General features: G+C 60.8%; 13 protein-coding genes. 9 read left to right on the top strand and 4 right to left on the bottom strand.

What is annotated here, in order from left to right; translation table 11 throughout:
• Positions 1–22 precede the first annotated feature (22 nt).
• The 3 genes from ACSQ8V_RS10660 to ACSQ8V_RS10650 all read left to right on the top strand — a co-directional run bounded on the left by ACSQ8V_RS10660 (position 23) and on the right by ACSQ8V_RS10650 (position 4,239).
• Positions 23–1,369, top strand: a complete 1,347-nt coding sequence (locus ACSQ8V_RS10660) for an adenylosuccinate synthase (protein WP_436205705.1) — start codon at positions 23–25, stop codon at positions 1,367–1,369.
• A gap of 103 nt (positions 1,370–1,472) precedes the next feature.
• Complete coding sequence (locus ACSQ8V_RS10655; protein WP_213761513.1) at positions 1,473–2,033, top strand: phosphoribosyltransferase; 561 nt, start codon at positions 1,473–1,475, stop codon at positions 2,031–2,033.
• A 313-nt stretch (positions 2,034–2,346) separates the two neighbouring features.
• Positions 2,347–4,239, top strand: coding sequence for a potassium transporter Kup (locus tag ACSQ8V_RS10650; protein ID WP_213761512.1), 1,893 nt, complete (start codon positions 2,347–2,349; stop codon positions 4,237–4,239).
• Positions 4,240–4,362: 123 nt separating this feature from the next.
• On the opposite strand, the gene ACSQ8V_RS10645 is transcribed toward ACSQ8V_RS10650, so the two are convergent.
• Positions 4,363–6,723, bottom strand: a complete 2,361-nt coding sequence (locus tag ACSQ8V_RS10645; protein ID WP_436205704.1) for a Tex family protein — start codon at positions 6,721–6,723, stop codon at positions 4,363–4,365.
• Between the two features lie 156 nt (positions 6,724–6,879).
• Positions 6,880–7,167, bottom strand: coding sequence for a hypothetical protein (locus ACSQ8V_RS10640; RefSeq protein WP_436205703.1), 288 nt, complete (start codon positions 7,165–7,167; stop codon positions 6,880–6,882).
• Here ACSQ8V_RS10640 and ACSQ8V_RS10635 point away from each other — a divergent pair.
• The 3 genes from ACSQ8V_RS10635 to ACSQ8V_RS10625 all read left to right on the top strand — a co-directional run bounded on the left by ACSQ8V_RS10635 (position 7,166) and on the right by ACSQ8V_RS10625 (position 10,712).
• Positions 7,166–8,005 (top strand): colicin transporter, encoded by an 840-nt coding sequence (locus ACSQ8V_RS10635; protein ID WP_436205702.1) that lies wholly within the window; start codon positions 7,166–7,168, stop codon positions 8,003–8,005. The genes ACSQ8V_RS10640 and ACSQ8V_RS10635 overlap by 2 nt on opposite strands.
• Positions 8,006–8,080: 75 nt before the next feature.
• A complete protein-coding gene (locus tag ACSQ8V_RS10630) occupies positions 8,081–8,308 on the top strand; it encodes a DUF465 domain-containing protein (protein ID WP_165091437.1) in 228 nt (75 codons plus the stop codon).
• A gap of 181 nt (positions 8,309–8,489) precedes the next feature.
• Positions 8,490–10,712 carry an ATP-dependent DNA helicase gene (locus ACSQ8V_RS10625; RefSeq protein WP_436206637.1) on the top strand — a complete coding sequence of 741 codons (2,223 nt, stop codon included), beginning with the start codon at positions 8,490–8,492 and terminating at the stop codon, positions 10,710–10,712.
• A gap of 152 nt (positions 10,713–10,864) precedes the next feature.
• Here ACSQ8V_RS10625 and ACSQ8V_RS10620 read toward each other — a convergent pair whose 3' ends face one another.
• Positions 10,865–11,317, bottom strand: coding sequence for a hypothetical protein (locus ACSQ8V_RS10620; RefSeq protein WP_436205701.1), 453 nt, complete (start codon positions 11,315–11,317; stop codon positions 10,865–10,867).
• Between the two features lie 448 nt (positions 11,318–11,765).
• Positions 11,766–12,551 (bottom strand): outer membrane protein assembly factor BamD, encoded by a 786-nt coding sequence (locus ACSQ8V_RS10615; RefSeq protein WP_255631120.1) that lies wholly within the window; start codon positions 12,549–12,551, stop codon positions 11,766–11,768.
• A gap of 145 nt (positions 12,552–12,696) precedes the next feature.
• On the opposite strand from ACSQ8V_RS10615, the gene ACSQ8V_RS10610 reads away from it, so the two are divergent.
• From ACSQ8V_RS10610 to phaC, 3 genes are all read left to right on the top strand, one after another.
• Positions 12,697–13,944: an RluA family pseudouridine synthase gene (locus ACSQ8V_RS10610; protein ID WP_436205700.1), complete on the top strand. Its 1,248-nt coding sequence runs from the start codon at positions 12,697–12,699 to the stop codon at positions 13,942–13,944.
• A gap of 5 nt (positions 13,945–13,949) precedes the next feature.
• Positions 13,950–14,831 (top strand): peptidoglycan editing factor PgeF, encoded by an 882-nt coding sequence (pgeF, locus tag ACSQ8V_RS10605; protein WP_436205699.1) that lies wholly within the window; start codon positions 13,950–13,952, stop codon positions 14,829–14,831.
• A 404-nt stretch (positions 14,832–15,235) separates the two neighbouring features.
• Positions 15,236–17,200 carry a class I poly(R)-hydroxyalkanoic acid synthase gene (gene phaC / locus ACSQ8V_RS10600; protein ID WP_436205698.1) on the top strand — a complete coding sequence of 655 codons (1,965 nt, stop codon included), beginning with the start codon at positions 15,236–15,238 and terminating at the stop codon, positions 17,198–17,200.
• The last annotated feature ends 152 nt before the right edge of the window (positions 17,201–17,352 follow it).

Raw genomic sequence — 17,352 nt, 5'->3', positions numbered from 1 at the left:
TTTAACCAGCTATCAAATTGACATGTCTGCCAGCGCAGTGAATGTGAACCCGGGGCGCAACGTCGTCGTGGTCGGCACCCAGTGGGGTGATGAGGGCAAGGGCAAGATCGTCGACTGGTTGACGGACCACGCCCAGGGCGTCGTGCGCTTCCAGGGCGGCCACAATGCCGGCCACACGCTGATTATCGGCGGCAAGAAAACCATCCTTCGACTGATTCCGTCGGGCATCATGCGCGCCGGCACCGCCTGCTACATCGGCAATGGCGTCGTGTTGTCGCCGGAAGCGCTCTTCAAGGAAATCGGCGAGCTGGAATCGGTGGGTGTGGACGTCCAGAAGCGTCTTTTCATCTCCGAAGCCGCCAACCTGATTCTTCCGTATCACATCGCTATCGACCAGGCCCGCGAAGCGCGGCGCGGCGCGGCGAAGATCGGTACCACCGGACGCGGCATCGGCCCGGCGTATGAAGACAAGGTTGGCCGCCGCGGCTTGCGGGTGCAGGATCTGTACGACCGCGAAGTATTCGCTGAGCGCCTGCGCGAAACCCTCGATTTCCACAACTTCGTGCTGACCGGCTATCTGGGCGCCGCAGCGGTGGATTATCAGGAAACGCTGGACACCATGTTCGGCTACGCCGAGCGCCTCGCGCCCATGGTGACCGACGTCTCGCGCCGTCTCTATGACGAAAACCACGCTGGCCGGAACCTGTTGTTCGAAGGTGCGCAAGGCACGCTGCTTGATATCGATCACGGCACGTATCCGTACGTCACGTCGAGCAATTGTGTGGCGGGCGCAGCGACTGCCGGCGCGGGCGTGGGTCCGCAAAAGCTCAACTACATCCTCGGCATCACGAAAGCGTATTGCACGCGCGTGGGCGCAGGCCCGTTCCCGAGCGAGTTGTATGACGCCGACAACGCCAATCGCCAGGAGCAGGTTGGCCTGACGCTTGCGACCGTCGGCAAGGAATTCGGTTCGGTGACCGGCCGTCCGCGCCGTACCGGCTGGCTTGACGCCGCCGCGCTGCGCCGCTCGATCCAGATCAACGGCATCTCGGGCTTGTGCATGACGAAACTCGACGTGCTCGATGGCCTGGACGAAGTGAAGCTGTGCGTGGGCTACAAGCTTGACGGCAAAGATGTCGACATCCTGCCGCGCGGCGCGTCGGAAGTGGCGCGTTGCGAGCCGGTGTACGAGACATTCGGCGGCTGGAAGGAAAGCACCATTGGCATTACGCAATGGGACAGCTTGCCGGCCAATGCGCGCAAGTACCTGTCGCGTATCCAGGAAGTGGCGGCCGTGCCTATCGACATGGTGTCGACGGGTCCGGATCGCGACGAAACCATCCTGCTGCGTCATCCGTTCAAGGTTTAAGCAGGCCGGACGTGCAGCATCGACCAAAGTGGCCGCGAATCAGCGGCCACTTTTGCATATTCAACAGACGTACAGTGCTGTACATATTGAAAAGAGTTTCACCATGATCGCGATGAAAGATCCGCGCAATGACGACCGGAATCTGTGGGTAGGCTGGGACGAATATCACCGGCTGATCGAACTGCTCGCGCTCAGCGTGCATGACTCGGGCTGGAAGTTCGACAATATCCTGTGCCTCGCACGCGGCGGCCTGCGGGTTGGCGACCAGCTTTCGCGCATCTATGACCTGCCGCTCGCCATCCTGGCGACGAGTTCGTATCGCGAGGCGGCCGGCACGGAACAGGGCACACTCGACATCGGGCAATACATCACCATGACGCGCGGCGAGCTGTCTGGCAACGTGCTGCTTGTCGATGACCTGGTCGACTCCGGCGTCACGCTTTCGCGTGTGCAGCAGCATCTGAAAGACCGTTATCCGGCGGTCACGGCAGTGCGTTCCGCCGTGCTTTGGTACAAGGGCTGCTCCAAAGTGAAGCCCGACTATCATGTGCAGTTTCTCGAAACGAATCCCTGGATTCATCAGCCGTTCGAAGAGTGGGACACTGTCCGCCCGCACAACCTCGGTGCGTGGATCAAGCGCGGCGTCCAGGACGAGCGCGGCTGATTCAAGTCCTGAGCGTGTTCAAGTCGTGCGCGTCAGCCGTTCACGTGAGTTGTTAGTGGTTAGTTGTTGAGCAGCGGAACGAAACTGAAACGAAACGCCGTTCGATTCGCCTGTCCGGTGCGATCGAACGGCATTTTTTTGCTGATAGCCGGTTAAAGCCGGAAACCGCCGCGCATGCACCTTCGCGCCTTTGCCGCAATGCTAAACTGCCGCTTCGCTCCGGTCGTCGCGGTATCGCAACAGGCCGGTCGGGCGCCGCACGCAACGTTAGAATGGCGTTCGTTTTTTCCGCTTCGGACGGCTTCCCGCGTTTATGAACAAAATCACCCACGCGCACGAGCGCAAACAGCCGCTGCCCGCCTTGGCACTCGCCGCAATCGGCGTAGTGTTCGGCGATATCGGCACCAGCCCGCTGTACGCGTTGAAAGAGGCCTTCAGTAAGTCCCACGGTATTGAACTGAGCGACGCCTCCATCCTCGGGGTTATCTCGTTGTTGTTCTGGGCGATCATGATCGTGGTCTCCATCAAATACGTGCTCTTCGTGATGCGCGCCGACAACAATGGCGAAGGTGGCGTACTCGCACTCATGACACTTGCGTTACGCACGTTGAAGGGATCGGGACGTGCAACCGGCGTGCTGATGATGCTCGGCATTTTCGGCGCGTGCATGTTTTACGGCGACGCAGTCATTACACCGGCCATGTCGGTGATATCGGCGGTGGAAGGGCTGGAAATCGTCTCGCCGGCGCTGTCTGAATGGGTGATCCCCATCACCATCGTGATTCTCGTGATGCTTTTCTGGATCCAGCGCCGCGGTACGTCGGTGGTCGGCAAGCTTTTCGGCCCGATCATGGTGCTGTGGTTCCTGACGCTGGCCGTGCTTGGCGTGTATCACATCGCGCAAGTGCCGCGCGTGCTGATCGCGTTGAATCCGTATTACGCGTTCTCGTTCATGGCTGCCCACGTGCTGCAGGCGTATATCGTGCTCGGGTCGGTCGTGCTGGTGCTGACCGGCGCGGAAGCGCTATATGCCGATATGGGGCACTTTGGCGCCAAGCCCATTCGCTACGCGTGGTATGGCCTCGTCATGCCGTCGCTGGTGCTTAATTATTTCGGCCAGGGTGCGTTGCTGATGCACTCGCCGGAAGCCGCCGAAAGTCCGTTCTTTCTCCTGGCGCCGCAATGGGCTCTCTTGCCCCTGGTGATCCTGTCGACTGTAGCCACAGTGATTGCATCACAGGCCGTCATTTCAGGCGCGTATTCGCTGACGAGCCAGGCAATCCAGCTTGGCTACGTGCCGCGCATGAAGATCCTGCATACATCGGATCTGGCGATCGGGCAGATCTATATTCCGGTCGTGAACTGGATGCTGTTGTTCGTCATCCTGTGTATCGTGATCGGCTTCAAAAGCTCCGAGAATCTCGCGGCCGCATACGGGCTTGCCGTCACCGCGACCATGCTGGTCACGACCATTCTCGCGTCGGTTGTGATGACCAAGCTGTGGGGCTGGAACAAGTTCCTGGTGGGCGGGATCATCAGCGTGTTTTTTATCGTCGATGTCGGGTTCTTCGGCGCCAGCCTGCTCAAGATCGAGCAGGGCGGCTGGCTGCCGCTGGGTATTGGCGGCGTGCTGTTTTTCCTGCTGATGACGTGGTTCAAGGGCCGCATGATCGTGAAGGACCGGACCGCCGCCGACGGTATTCCGCTGATGCCATTCCTGCAGGGATTGCTTGCGCATCCGCCGCATCGGGTGTCGGGTACCGCAATCTATCTGACCGGCAACGACACGCTCGTGCCCGTTAGCCTGTTGCACAACCTGAAGCACAACAAGGTTCTGCATGAACGGACCATCTTCCTGAATTTCGTTACCCGCGATGTGCCGTATGTCGATGACGACAAGCGAGTGGAAGTGAAGGATGCGGGCGGCGGGCTCTTTCTCGTGAAAGCGCAGTATGGTTTTAACGAAACGCCCGACGTGAAGGCCGTGCTGAACGAGATTGGCCGTACCCACGACATGACGTTTGAACTCATGGATACGTCCTTCTTCATGGCTCGGGAAACGGTTGTGCCGACGCAGTTGCCGGGTATGTCGGTGTGGCGTGAACGGGTGTTCGCGTGGATGCATCAGAATGCCGCCAAGCCGACTGACTTCTTCAGTATTCCCGCGAACCGGGTGGTTGAGTTGGGGACGAAGATCGAGATTTGACGGGAAGCGTGCGGGGGCGTTTGAGACCATCATGCACGCGTGGCCCGGCTTGATCCGTCAAGATTGTTAAATAGAAAACGGCCCATCGGGCCGTTTTCGTTTCCATCGGGCCGTGCCGCTCGTTTACTTTTTCAGCTTGGCAAACGCCGCTGCCATTGCGCTGGCTGCTTCCGGTTCGCGCTTGCCGCCGCTATTGCCCCGGACATCGCGGGCACTGCCACCACCCGCGCCACCACCACCACGGCGGTCTTGCGCGCCGCGTTGCTGTTGCTGCGGCGGTGCTCCATCGGCGGCGAAGTCATCGTCCAGACGCATAGTCAGCGCGATCCGCTGGCGCTTCACGTCCGTCTCCAGCACTTTCACCTTCACCACCTGACCCGCTTTCACGACCTCGTGCGGGTCCTTGATGAACTTCGTCGACATCGCCGATACGTGCACCAATCCATCCTGATGCACGCCGATATCCACGAACGCACCAAACGCCGCGACGTTCGTGACCACGCCTTCCAGGATCATTCCGGGCGTGAGATCGGAGAGTTTCTCGACGCCGTCGCGGAACGTGGCCGTCTTGAATTCCGGACGTGGATCGCGGCCCGGCTTTTCCAACTCGGCGAGGATGTCTCGCACCGTCGGCAGACCGAACCGTTCGTCGACAAATTCTGCCGGCGACAGGCCCGCCAAGGCTTCACGCTTGCCCATGACATCGGCGGCGTGCTTCTTGATTTTCGCCAGGATTCGTTCGACCACCGGATAGGCTTCCGGATGCACCGACGAGCGGTCCAGCGGATTCACACCGTTGTTGATGCGCAGGAATCCGGCGGCTTGCTCGAAGGTTTTATCGCCGAGACGGGGCACTTTCTTCAATTGATCACGCGATGCAAACGGGCCGTTGGCATCGCGGAAATCGACGATATTACGCGCCAATGTCGCGTTCAATCCCGACACGCGCGCAAGCAATGCAACCGATGCCGTATTGGCGTCCACGCCGACCGCGTTCACGCAATCCTCGACCACCGCGTCAAGCGAACGGGCGAGGTCGCGTTGATTGACGTCGTGCTGATACTGGCCGACGCCGATCGCTTTCGGATCGATCTTGACGAGTTCCGCGAGCGGATCCTGCAGCCGCCGCGCGATGGACACCGCACCGCGCAGTGTTACGTCGAGGTCAGGAAACTCTTTCGATGCCAGTTCGGACGCCGAATAAATCGACGCTCCCGCTTCGGACACCACGATCTTCTGCAGCTTCAGTTCCGGATGTTTCGCGATCAATTCGCTCGCGAGCTTGTCGGTCTCGCGTGACGCCGTGCCATTGCCGATACTGATCAGCTCAGCCTGCGTCTGCGCGGCGATCCGCGCAAGCTTGGCGAGCGAGCCATCCCAGTCGCGACGCGGTTCGTGCGGATAAATCACGTCGGTGGCAAGCAGCTTGCCGGTACGATCGACCACGGCCACTTTCACACCGGTACGCATGCCGGGATCGAGGCCGATCACGGCTTTCGGCCCTGCCGGAGCGGCAAGCAAAAGGTCCTTCAGATTGCGTGCAAACACGCGAATGGCCTCGGCTTCGGCTTCTTCGCGCAAATTCGTCAGCAAATCGTTTTCGATATTCGGCTGAACCTTCACGCGCCAGCACCAGCGGCACACGTCCGAGAGCCATTTATCGGCTGGCCGGCCCTGATTCGCGATGCTCACATGGCGCGCGATCAGCGCTTCGCCGGGGTGCGGCACTTGCGCGTCGAGCTCTTCGCCCAGTCCCAGCTTGACCATCAGGACGCCTGCATTGCGCCCGCGAAAAAGCGCGAGCGCCCGGTGCGACGGGACGGTGCGGATGGTTTCCGAGTAGTCGTAATAGTCGCGGAATTTCTCGCCTTCCTCGGTTTCTTTCCCTTCCACGACCGTCGAAATCACGCTGCCTTGCTTGAACAGGTAGTCGCGAACCTTACCGAGAATTTCTGCCGTTTCACCGAACTGTTCCGAGAGGATGTCACGGGCGCCATCGAGCGCGGCTTTGATATCGGCGACGCCTTTTTCAGCGTCTACATAACGCGCGGCTTCTGTTTGCGGATCGAGCGTCGGGTCGGCAAGGAGGGCATCCGCGAGCGGCTGCAAGCCGGCCTCACGGGCGATCTGCGCACGCGTGCGGCGCTTCGGTTTGTAGGGGAGATACAGGTCTTCGAGCACCTGCTTGCTCTCGGCGCCTTCAACGGCTGCGCGCAGCTCGGGCGTGAGCTTACCCTGTTCGTCGATGCTCTGGACAATCGTCGCGCGGCGGTCTTCCAGCTCGCGAAGATAGATGAGCCGTTCCTCGAGATTGCGCAATTGCGTGTCGTCGAGATTGTCCGTTACTTCCTTTCTATAACGGGCGATGAACGGAACGGTTGCGCCTTCATCGAGTAGTTGCACGGTGGCGGCGACCTGCCGTGGTTGCACATTCAACTCTGTGGCGATGCGCTGGACAATCTTGAGTGCTACGGTTTCCGTCATGGGGGTCTGCGTCAGCCTGCTGGCTCATCAAGGGCTTTTCGTACCGCGCATTTCACTCGCATTTCACTGTAAGCCGCGCGAACACGTTTGCCGGGTTGGTGAAGCGGGGCATTTTGCCATAAATGCCGGAGGGCTCCGGCGCGCGGTGATAGAATTTCAGGATTGTAGAAGCTGCTTTTTCACGCCATTGTCCGTCTCCTTGTTCGTTTTCTTGCCTATCACGCTGGCTATCACGTTGCCGACTTCCCGCCTTTCGCCCGCTTTGCCGACTGCTTCAGTCGATTCGTTCGCCTCGACCGGTCCGGCCGCATCGGGTGGCGATGTTGCCATCGTGCGATCAGCCGGACTGTTGGCTGGCTTGTCGCGGCAGGTCTTGTCATTCGCCCGGCCCGTTGCGGCAATATTGGTCGCGTTAACCTGCGCGGGTATCGGCACGGCCGTCATGGCGCAGACGCCGAAGCCCATCAACCCGGGTACGTCGGTCACGCAAACGCCGCTCGACGAAACCGGCGCGCAAGCCAATGGCAATGGCGATGCAGGCCAAGCGGCATCGGGCGTGCCGGCAAGCCGGGCGGCGGGTCAGATCGGAGCAAGTGGCGTAATCGATGCTGACGCAGCACAAGCCACCGCCGATACCAACGCTTTCGCCGCGCGCCAGAAGGCGTTGGACGTTCGCAGCGCGGAGAACAACTATACCTACGGGGTCAAGCAGCACGATTGCTACAGCAATTTTTTCGTCAATCACTGCCTGGACAAAGCGCGGGACGCCAAGCGTGAAGTAGCCCAGCAAATTCGCAAGGAACAACTGGCGCTCGACGACGAACAACGTCTGCAGCACGCGCAGCAGCGGGACCAGCAAACGGCGATCAAACGCGCGCAGTACGTGTCCGAGGGGCCGCAGCGTGCGGCGAATGAGAAGGCGAGCGAGGAGTCGTTTGCAGAGAAGCAGCGCCAGAATGAGTTGTCAGCGGCGCAGCGAAATGCGGAAGCGCCGCAGCGCGCGCAGAACCAGGCCGATTACGATCGCAAGCAGGCGGATTACCAGAAGAAACTTGCCGATGCCGCCGCGCGCGGCGTGCAGGACGCAAAGGACCGCGAAGACAAGGCGGAACGTTTTGCGGCCAAGCAACGTGATGCTGCCGAGCATCAGGCGGAAGTTCAGTCCCGGCAGAAGGAAGCGGCCGCCAAGCAGCAACAGCGTGCGCAGCAGGACGCGGCAGATCAGGCGCACCAGGAACAACTCAAGCAGCAACAGCAGCAGCAACAACAGCAACCGAAGTAAGCCGGGACCGGACAGTAACCTCGGGCGACGCCGGTCAGTGACCTGAAGCGGCCTACGCGGCCAGGGGAGACGAATATGCATGCATATCCTGCAGCAGCAGTCGACACAGGCACGATCCGTGAACGCATCGGACAGCTGGAAGCGGAGCATCACGGCCTGAATAGTCTTATCGGCAAGATGGCTGAGGTTCCCGGCATCAACGACTTCGAGATCAGGCGCCTGAAGAAGCGCAAGCTCAAAGTCAAGGACACCATCATCCTGCTGCAATTGCAGTTGGAACCGGACGCGCACTTGAATCCATGACGTACACGTGAAGCACACGTGATGCATGCGCGGGCCGGAAGAATTTTTACGCCAGCTACCCTTGGCGCCTCGTCGGCAAGGGGGCAGACCTGGCTTGCTGACACGAGTCACGAGCCGGAACACAAGCAGGAACGTCCCTTTGAATTCGCCCGACAATGCCCTCACAGAGAACGCGGAAGCCGTGCTGAAGCCGGCCGCGAAGGCGGGTGCCGTCGACACCACGCTGTCGCTCTCGCTGGCGCCAAAACGCCGCACTGAACTCGATGCGATTTTTGCCGCCGAGGGTCTGTTGGCGCGGCAAATCGATGGTTATCGCTCGCGTGCTTCGCAGGTCGACATGGCGCGCGCGGTCGCCGCCGCCATGGAGGCTTCCGGGCGCGCCATGCCTGAACCCGCGATGTTCGACGCGCAACGCCGTCCCGCGCGCAAGCTCGGGCCGTCGGATGCGCCTGTCGTTCATGACGACGGTGCGGACGAGTTGGGTGTGGCGACGGCATCGACGGGAATCGACGGCGGCGAGAACACGCTGATCGTGGAAGCGGGTACGGGTACGGGCAAGACGTTTGCGTATCTCGTGCCGGCCATGCTGTGGGGCGGCAAGGTGATCGTCTCGACCGGCACGAAGCACTTGCAGGACCAGCTGTTCCAGCGCGACATTCCTACCGTGCGCGACGCGCTCGCCGTGCCGGTGTCGGTCGCCATGCTCAAAGGGCGCGCGAATTACCTGTGCCATTACTACCTGCAGCGCACGGCCGACAACGGCCGCTTGCCCACGCGCCAGGACACGTCGCATCTGCAGGAAATCATCCGTTTCGCCAAGATCACGCGCACGGGCGACAAAGCCGAACTTGCGAGCGTGCCCGAGAATTCTCCCGTCTGGCCGATGGTCACGTCTACCCGTGACAACTGCCTCGGTCAGGAATGCCCGCAGTACAAAGAGTGTTTCGTGATGCAGGCGCGGCGCGAGGCACAGCAGGCGGATATCGTGGTGGTGAACCACCATCTGTTTTTCGCCGATGTCATGTTGCGCGACACCGGCATGGCCGAGTTGCTGCCGACGGCGAATACCATCATTTTCGACGAAGCGCATCAGTTGCCCGAAACCGCGACGCTGTTTTTTGGCGAAACGGTATCCACCACGCAGTTTCTCGAACTGGCCCGCGACGCGGTAGCAGAAGGCTTGAGCCACGCCCGCGATTTCTCCGACTGGACCAAACTCGGCGCTGCGCTGGAACGTGCGGCGCGCGACGTGCGGCTGGCGTTCAAAGAAGATTCGGTGCGGATGTCGCTTGGCCAGCTTGCCGATGACCATCCGTTATTCGACGCGCTCGACACGCTTGAAGAGCATCTTGATGCACTCACCAAGGCCCTTGGCGAGCACGCGGAGAGGGCCGAGCCGCTGGGGGTGCTGTTGCGCCGTGCGCGCGAATTGCAGGGCTTGCTGGGCGGCTGGACCGCGCCGCCGACTTCTGTCGAAAAGGCGGTAGCCGAGGAGGCTGAAGCGGCGGCGAAAGCCGATCCAAACGAGATGGTGCGCTGGATCGAAGTGTTCTCGCATACGGTGCAGTTACACGAGACGCCGCTTTCCGTCGCGCCGATTTTCTCGAAGCAGCGCGCCGGTGTGCCGCGGGCGTGGATCTTCACGTCGGCAACATTGTCGGTGCGAGGGGATTTCACGCATTACGCCGCGCAAATGGGCCTGAACGCGCGTCGTTCCATGACGCTGCCCAGTCCCTTCGATTACCCGACGCAAGGCTTGTTGTACGTGCCGCGTAACTTGCCGCAACCGTCGTCGCCGAATTTCACCGACGCCGTGTTCGATGGCGCGCTGCCGGTGATCGAGGCATCGAAGGGCGGCGTGTTTTTCCTTTGCACGACGTTGCGCGCGGTCGATCGGATTGCGATGCGTTTGCGTGACACGATCGAGCAGCGCGGCTGGGACTACCCGCTGCTGGTACAGGGCGATGCCAGCCGAACCGAGTTGCTCGACCGCTTCCGCTCCTACGGCAACGCCATCCTGGTGGGCAGCCAGAGCTTCTGGGAAGGGGTGGATGTGCGTGGCGACGCGCTGTCGCTGGTGGTTATCGACAAGCTGCCGTTTGCGCCGCCCGATGACCCGGTGTTGTCGGCGAGGCTGGATGCGTTGACCAAGAAGGGGCTGAGCCCGTTTGCCGTGCATCAGTTGCCGCAGGCGGTGATTACGCTCAAGCAGGGCGCGGGCCGGTTGATACGCGCGGAAACGGATCGTGGCGTGTTGATGATCTGCGACACCCGTCTCGTCGATAAACCCTACGGCCGGCGTATCTGGCAAAGCCTGCCGCCGTTCAAGCGCACGCGCGAACTGGAAGTGGTGCGCGCTTTCTTCTCCGATCCGGAAACGGCGGTGGCTCAAGAAGACGAATGAACGCGGCGTGTTAAACGTCGCGAGCCTGTGGGCCTCTGCGCCGGCAGCATGTGTCGCCGCGCAGTCCTCGGCGCGTTTCTTTCCCTATGCACGCCCGCTCGGGCATGACGCCGGATCAGGCGGCGTTGATCCAAACGCGGCGCGCTGCTCGATCAGCCGCCGGGCGGTTGGGCCGGCACTGTCTGCCAACCTCCGGGGCAGGCCCTGACGTACGGGTAATAACCTTGAGGCTTCCCGCAGTAATACCAGTAGGACGCTTGCGGCGCGCCGCTACCTGTCGTGTCCGTTTGTCCCTGTTCGACATACTGAGTCGGCGTGGGATCGACGACTGGCACAGGGCCGTAAGCGTAGTAATTCGGGTAGTAACCGGGGTAGTACGGGTACGGATAGCCACCGACAAAACCCGGGCCAAAATACACCCCGACCGACCCACCGCAACAACCGCCGTGGTAGTAGCCGCCGCCGTGGTAATAGCCACCGCCATGATAGCCACCCCCCCAGCCACCGCCGCCGCCGTGATAGTAGCCGCCGGCCATGGCTGCGCCGCTTGCACCCACGGCCGCCAACACCACCAGCAATAGCTGGCACGCTCTACGCGCATTCATGATGATCACCTCTACTGTCCGCACTATTTCAGATTTGTTTTGCCAAGCCGGATCCTGCACAGGGCAGGCTACCCCGAATCAGGACCGGTTACTCACAAGTGTATGAATTCCGCGGAGATTTTTCCTTCTTTGTGTAACGGCAGATAACACAGGCTTCGATTCCACCCGATAACAGAGTTGTAATGTCCCCGCTACCCGTTGGGTAATCGTCCACCAGGCACGCTTTTCACGTCAGAAGGCCCGATCCTGGCATCTCTTTTGAGAGACCGGGACTGGCCGGGAATTGGCCGTCTGGAACCCGATTCAGCTGTGAGAATAGTGTCCGAAAAAAAACCGCGCTCCGAAATGAGCGCGGCTTTTTTATAAGGCTTAATTGAACTGCATCACGGCTTTCGCCGATCTTTTCGTTGCTGTGGTTAGCGTGAAGAACCTAGCGTGAAGAACCCGCTTACCAGATCTGCCACCACGATTTATTTTCCTTACCCGGGCGCGATTTGCCGGTGACATACGGGCTGTCGGGGAACGTAGCGGCCAACACGCGTTTCGTGTCGCCTTCCAGCTGCGGCTGGTCGAGCTTGCCGTACGACAGCATCATGATGTGCAACGCATCTTCCGTTGCAGGCGCATTCCGGTATTCACGGATCGCGAGTTGCGCACGGTTGATTGCCGCGACATAAGCGCCACGCCGATAGTAATAATCCGCAGCGTGCACTTCGTGCGAAGCCAGCGCGTTCACAATGTAGCGCATGCGTTGAGCGGCATCGGGCGCATACTTGCTTTGCGGATACCTGTCGACCACGACCTTGAACGCGTCGTACGATTCGCGCAGCGACACCGGATCACGTTCGCTCATGTCCTGGCCGGAGAAACGGCCGAACAGACCGAGGTCGTCGTTGAAGTGAATCATGCCTTTCAGGTAATACGCGTAGGGAATGTCCGGGTGATCCGGATGCAGCTTGATGAAGCGGTCGATAGCCGAATCTGCGGAAGCGGTTTCGCCGTCCTTCCAGTTGCAGTAAGCGACATTGATCTGCGCTTGTTGCGCAAAATGACCAAACGGATCGCGACCTTCCAGGCTCTCGAAATACTTCGCACATTTGCCGAAGTCACCGCCGGTCAGCGCATCCTGCGCCTCCGAGTATAATTTGCCGTTATTCCACGTTGCCGTTTCGTCGGTTTTCTCGGGCAAACCATGGCAGCCCGCAACAATGACGGCACCCGCAGCCAGCGCCATGACCTTGACAGACGAGTTCGACGATAGCCGGACCAGTTGACGGACAGGGTTCAAAACGGTTCTCAAAGCTTGATTCACGGCTCGCATCAGTGCTTGCATTTTCTAGCTCATGCCTTTCTGGCTAATTCCCAGCTTTTCAGTCTAAATGACCCGCTCAAGTACAAGTCGTACCAAAGATCGCAGCAAAGATTATAGCCCAAGCGCATCGGCCGACGACGCACGTCCGGACGATTTGACCGAACCGGCCGCTGCGCCGGACGCCGCAAGCGAAATTCACGGCAAACCCGTGCCCACCAACCTGCACGAGCGCCGCGCCGACGCCGAAACGCCGCGCACGATCCTCGTCCCCGACGAGTACGCCGGCGAGCGTCTCGACAAGGTCATGGCACGCCTGTTCCCCGAGTTTTCGCGTAGCCGCCTGCAGACCTGGATTGATGCGCAGCGTGTGCAGGTCGACGGCGCGCCCGCGAAGATCCGGCAACCGGTGCCGCTCGGCGCCACTATCACGCTGATTCCCGATTTACTGCCCGAACAGCTCGCGTTCACGCCGGAACCGGTGCCGCTCGAGATCGTCTATGAAGACGATGCGCTCGTGGTCATCAACAAGCCTGCGGGCATGGTCGTGCATCCGGCGGCGGGCAACTGGAGCGGCACGCTGCTCAACGGTTTGCTGTACCGGTACGGCGACGCCGCCGCCGGCTTGCCGCGCGCGGGTATCGTGCATCGGCTGGACAAGGAGACGTCGGGGCTGATGGTGGTTGCACGCACGCTCGAAGCGCAGACGGTCCTGACCCGTCAGTTGCAGGCACGCACGGTGAAGCGCCGCTACGTCGCGCTGGTGTGGGGGACGATGCCGGACGAAGGCACTATCGATGCACCGATTGGCCGCGATCCGCGCGACCGCACGCGCATGGCGGTGGTGGAGAGCGCATCGGGGAAATACGCCCGTACGCACTACCGCACCATCGACCGGGCGATGTGGAACAACCAGCCCGTGTCCGCGGTTCACTGCGATCTCGACACCGGCCGTACACACCAGATCCGCGTGCATTGTGCGCATATCCGCCATCCGTTGCTGGGGGATCCCATCTATGGTCACGCGCGTGGCAAGCGTTCGGTGCAGCCGCTGCCGGAGGGGTTCAATCGCCAGGCGCTGCATGCCTGGCGGCTTGGACTGATCCATCCGACCACGGGTCGCGAGATCAGCTGGCGCGCTGACGTGCCGGAGGATATTGAAGCGTTGGCGGCGGAATTGGGCCTGGGTCGCGATGAAGCGACGGATCTCGATCCGGAGGACGCGGATTTCATCGATGAAGACGATGGCGGCGTTCAGGCGCGCGGCGGCTGGGACGAGTCGCAGCCGATCGAATATGACGATGATGACGAGGAATGACGCCAATGGTGACGCCATCTGAGGCAGGCTTCGCGGCTAAGTTTGTGGATTACCCGCCGCTTCGCCACGACGATTGCCTTTGGCCCGGCTGGTCCAGCGGTCCCAATGCGGTTTCGCCGCGAGTGAAGGCGCTTGCAACCACGCGCAATGGGGGTGTCAGTGCCGCGCCGTATGGCGGTGCGAACAGCCGTGGCGGCCTGAACCTCGGCCTGCACACAGGCGATGCACCCGACGCCGTGATGGAAAACCGCCGGCGCGTGGGGGAACTCACTGGCGCCCCGATTGCATGGCTTGCGCAAGTGCATGGCGCACAGATCGAGGATGCAGGCGCGGTGATCGACCGCTGCGCCGGTTCCCCCGCGTCAGTGGTCGAGGCAGACGCAGCGGTGACCGATCGCGCGGGCGTCGTGTGCGTTGTGATGATCGCGGACTGCCTGCCGGTACTTTTCTGCGATGCAGCCGGCCGTGCCGTCGGCGCAGCGCATGCAGGCTGGCGTGGACTGGCGGCTGGAATCGTGGAAAAGACGGCGGAGCGGGTCGCGCATCTCGCCGGCGCCCAGACCAGCACGTTGCACGCATGGCTAGGTCCGGCAATTGGCCCGGCAGCGTTCGAAGTAGGTGAGGATGTGCTCGATGCGTTCGTCGCTGCGGCCGACCCTGAATGTCGCGATGCGACCATTGCCGCTTTCGTCAAGCGTGAAGAGAAACACAAATATCTGGCCAATCTCTATGCGCTCGCCCGTTTGCGCCTCGAACGGAGCGGCGTGCCGTCCGGCAATGTCCACGGCGGGACGTTTTGCACGATGACTGATGCGGACCGGTTCTATTCGTATCGACGGGACCGGACAACGGGACGCATGGCCGCAATGATCTGGCTGGCAGACTAGACCCCGGATCCGACTCGCGCAGATCCGGCTCAAACCCGGCTCAAACCGGCTATGACCTGATGTTCGCCTATGCCGCCAAGCGCACGCTTTTTGCTGCGCGACTAAAACGTGATTGGCCGCGATGGACGCGTCTTATGTTGCGCAACAATTCTTGACATTCATCATCGCGTCACATCGGGAAAACGATGATGAAAAAAATATCGCACTGCGTCAAAATCAAGGCGACGCATTGACACGCCTTGCACCGTGGAGCAAGAATGTTTCACAAAAGCGCACGGCGTAGCAAGGTCACATCATCGCGGTCGGGCGTTTAGCAGCCCGGCACGACGATTACAACGACGCGGCTCCACGTCACGCCTGCATCAGCAACTCAGTCTCTCGGGACGCTTAGGTCAAACGCGGATATGGCTGCTTCCAGATCTTCATCTTCATCATCACCGGGTTCATCAAGTCCATCCGCTGCCAAGGCTTCGCCTAGTACGTCGGGTGCGCCTTTTGGAGTGCCTGCCGCAGATCCAGCGGCAGTGCAAAAGATGTTCGAGCAATGGCTTAACACATGGCGTGCAGTAGCCGACCCGGCCCAGTGGCAAAAGCTTGCCGCCCAGGCGAATTCGGGACATGCGGAATCGGCAGGATCAGCATCGGCTAATCCGTTTGCGGCGCTGGGTAGTTTCCCGGGGTTTTCCGGTTTTCCAGGCATCAGTGGCGGCAACAGCAATAACGGTGGTAGTGGTCAATTGCCGTTGGCGATGCCGAAGATTCCGACTGCCGCTATCGCGCCGCAGCGCCTACAGGAGCTGCAGTCCAGTTTCTCGCGTGACGCCGCGGAACTGATCAAGCAGGCCAGCGAGCAAAGCATCGACCTGGCGACGCTGAAAGACCGTCGCTTCAGCACGACCGCGTGGCAATCAGCGCCTGGTTTCGCATTCGCCGCTGCATGGTATGTGTTGAATGCGCGTTATTTGCAGGAGCTTGCAGAAGCTGTCGAAGCCGATCACAAGACCCGCGAACGAATCAGGTTTGCCGTACAGCAGTGGGCAGCAGCGGCGTCGCCGAGCAATTACATTGCGTTGAATCCGGATGCACAGAAGGCGCTGATCGAGAGCCGTGGCGAGAGTCTGCAAAAGGGCATGCTGAATTTGCTCGCCGACATGCAGCGCGGCAAGATCCAGCAAAGCGATGAATCCGGTTTTGTGGTCGGCAAGAACATTGCGACCACGCAAGGCTCGGTCGTGTTCGAGAACGACCTGCTGCAACTGATCCAGTACACGCCGCGCACGGCGACCGTGAGAGAGCGGCCGCTGTTGATCGTGCCACCGTGCATCAACAAGTTCTACATTCTCGACCTGCAGCCGGAAGGTTCGCTCGTCGGCCATGCGCTTGACGCCGGCCATCAGGTTTTCATGATCTCGTGGCGTAATGCGGATGCATCGATCGCGCACAAGACCTGGGATAATTACATCGACGAAGGCGTGCTTACGCCTATCGATGTAGTCAAGCAGATCAGCGGACGCGAGCAGATCAACACGCTCGGTTTTTGCGTCGGCGGCACGATGCTCGCCACCGCGCTGGCCGTGCTGGCCGCGCGTGGGGAGCATCCCGTTGCATCCATGACGCTGCTCACCGCCATGCTCGACTTTTCGGACACGGGCGTGCTCGATGTGTTTATCGATGAGCAGCATGTGCAGATGCGCGAGCAGACCATTGGCGGCAAGAACGGCAAACCGCCTGCGCTGATGCGCGGTGTCGAGTTTGCCAACACGTTCTCATATCTGCGCCCGAATGATCTGGTGTGGAACTACGTGGTGGACAATTACCTGAAGGGCCGCACGCCGCAGGCGTTCGACCTGCTTTACTGGAACAGCGATTCAACCAATCTTCCAGGCCCGATGTTCGTCTGGTATCTGCGTAACACCTATCTGGAAAATCGCCTGCGTAATCCGGGCGAACTGACCGCGTGCGGTGAGCCGGTGGATTTGTCGAAGATCGATGTGCCGACGTTTTTGTATGGGTCGCGCGAGGATCACATCGTGCCGTGGACGGCGGCGTATGCGTCCGCACCGTTGCTGACCGGGCCGCAGACGTTCGTGCTTGGGGCCTCGGGACATATTGCGGGCGTGATCAATCCGCCGTCGAAGAACAAGCGCAGTTTCTGGCTTCTCGATAACGCCGATAAAACCCTGCCCGAAGACGCCGATGCATGGTTCGAAGGCGCGACCGAACATCCGGGTAGCTGGTGGCCGACGTGGACGCAATGGCTCGATGGTTACGCCGGCAAGAAAGTAAAGCCGAAAGCAAACCTGGGGTCCGGTGATTTCCCGGTGATCGAGCCGGCGCCGGGACGTTATGTCCTGCAGCGGGACCAGTGAAATTTTTGCATGACCTGCACGGCTGAATGACTTTTTGAGCGCAAGTTTGAGCGACGGCCAGGCGGGTCATGCGGATCGGACCCGATTGCATTTCGGGCGCGACCGGTCAACAGTATCCGACGTATCGCTTTATTGCAGTTGCTGAAACCTGA

Origin of the sequence: Caballeronia sp. LjRoot31 (assembly GCF_964253885.1) — a bacterium.
Taxonomy (GTDB): domain Bacteria; phylum Pseudomonadota; class Gammaproteobacteria; order Burkholderiales; family Burkholderiaceae; genus Caballeronia.
The sequence above is the reverse complement of the archived record's forward strand: the minus strand, read 5'-3'. Positions and strand labels throughout refer to the sequence as shown.

Bases quoted from the DNA above. Each gene is read 5' to 3' on its own strand.
- ACSQ8V_RS10615 (WP_255631120.1), bottom strand. From the start codon at position 12,551: ATGGCGCTGGCTGCGGGTGCCGTCATTGTTGCGGGCTGCCATGGTTTG.
- phaC (WP_436205698.1), top strand. From the start codon at position 15,236: ATGGCTGCTTCCAGATCTTCATCTTCATCATCACCGGGTTCATCAAGT.
- ACSQ8V_RS10655 (WP_213761513.1), top strand. From the start codon at position 1,473: ATGATCGCGATGAAAGATCCGCGCAATGACGACCGGAATCTGTGGGTA.
- pgeF (WP_436205699.1), top strand. From the start codon at position 13,950: ATGGTGACGCCATCTGAGGCAGGCTTCGCGGCTAAGTTTGTGGATTAC.
- ACSQ8V_RS10645 (WP_436205704.1), bottom strand. From the start codon at position 6,723: ATGACGGAAACCGTAGCACTCAAGATTGTCCAGCGCATCGCCACAGAG.
- ACSQ8V_RS10630 (WP_165091437.1), top strand. From the start codon at position 8,081: ATGCATGCATATCCTGCAGCAGCAGTCGACACAGGCACGATCCGTGAA.
- ACSQ8V_RS10610 (WP_436205700.1), top strand. From the start codon at position 12,697: ATGACCCGCTCAAGTACAAGTCGTACCAAAGATCGCAGCAAAGATTAT.
- ACSQ8V_RS10635 (WP_436205702.1), top strand. From the start codon at position 7,166: ATGGCGCAGACGCCGAAGCCCATCAACCCGGGTACGTCGGTCACGCAA.
- ACSQ8V_RS10650 (WP_213761512.1), top strand. From the start codon at position 2,347: ATGAACAAAATCACCCACGCGCACGAGCGCAAACAGCCGCTGCCCGCC.
- ACSQ8V_RS10620 (WP_436205701.1), bottom strand. From the start codon at position 11,317: ATGAATGCGCGTAGAGCGTGCCAGCTATTGCTGGTGGTGTTGGCGGCC.
- ACSQ8V_RS10660 (WP_436205705.1), top strand. From the start codon at position 23: ATGTCTGCCAGCGCAGTGAATGTGAACCCGGGGCGCAACGTCGTCGTG.
- ACSQ8V_RS10640 (WP_436205703.1), bottom strand. From the start codon at position 7,167: ATGACGGCCGTGCCGATACCCGCGCAGGTTAACGCGACCAATATTGCC.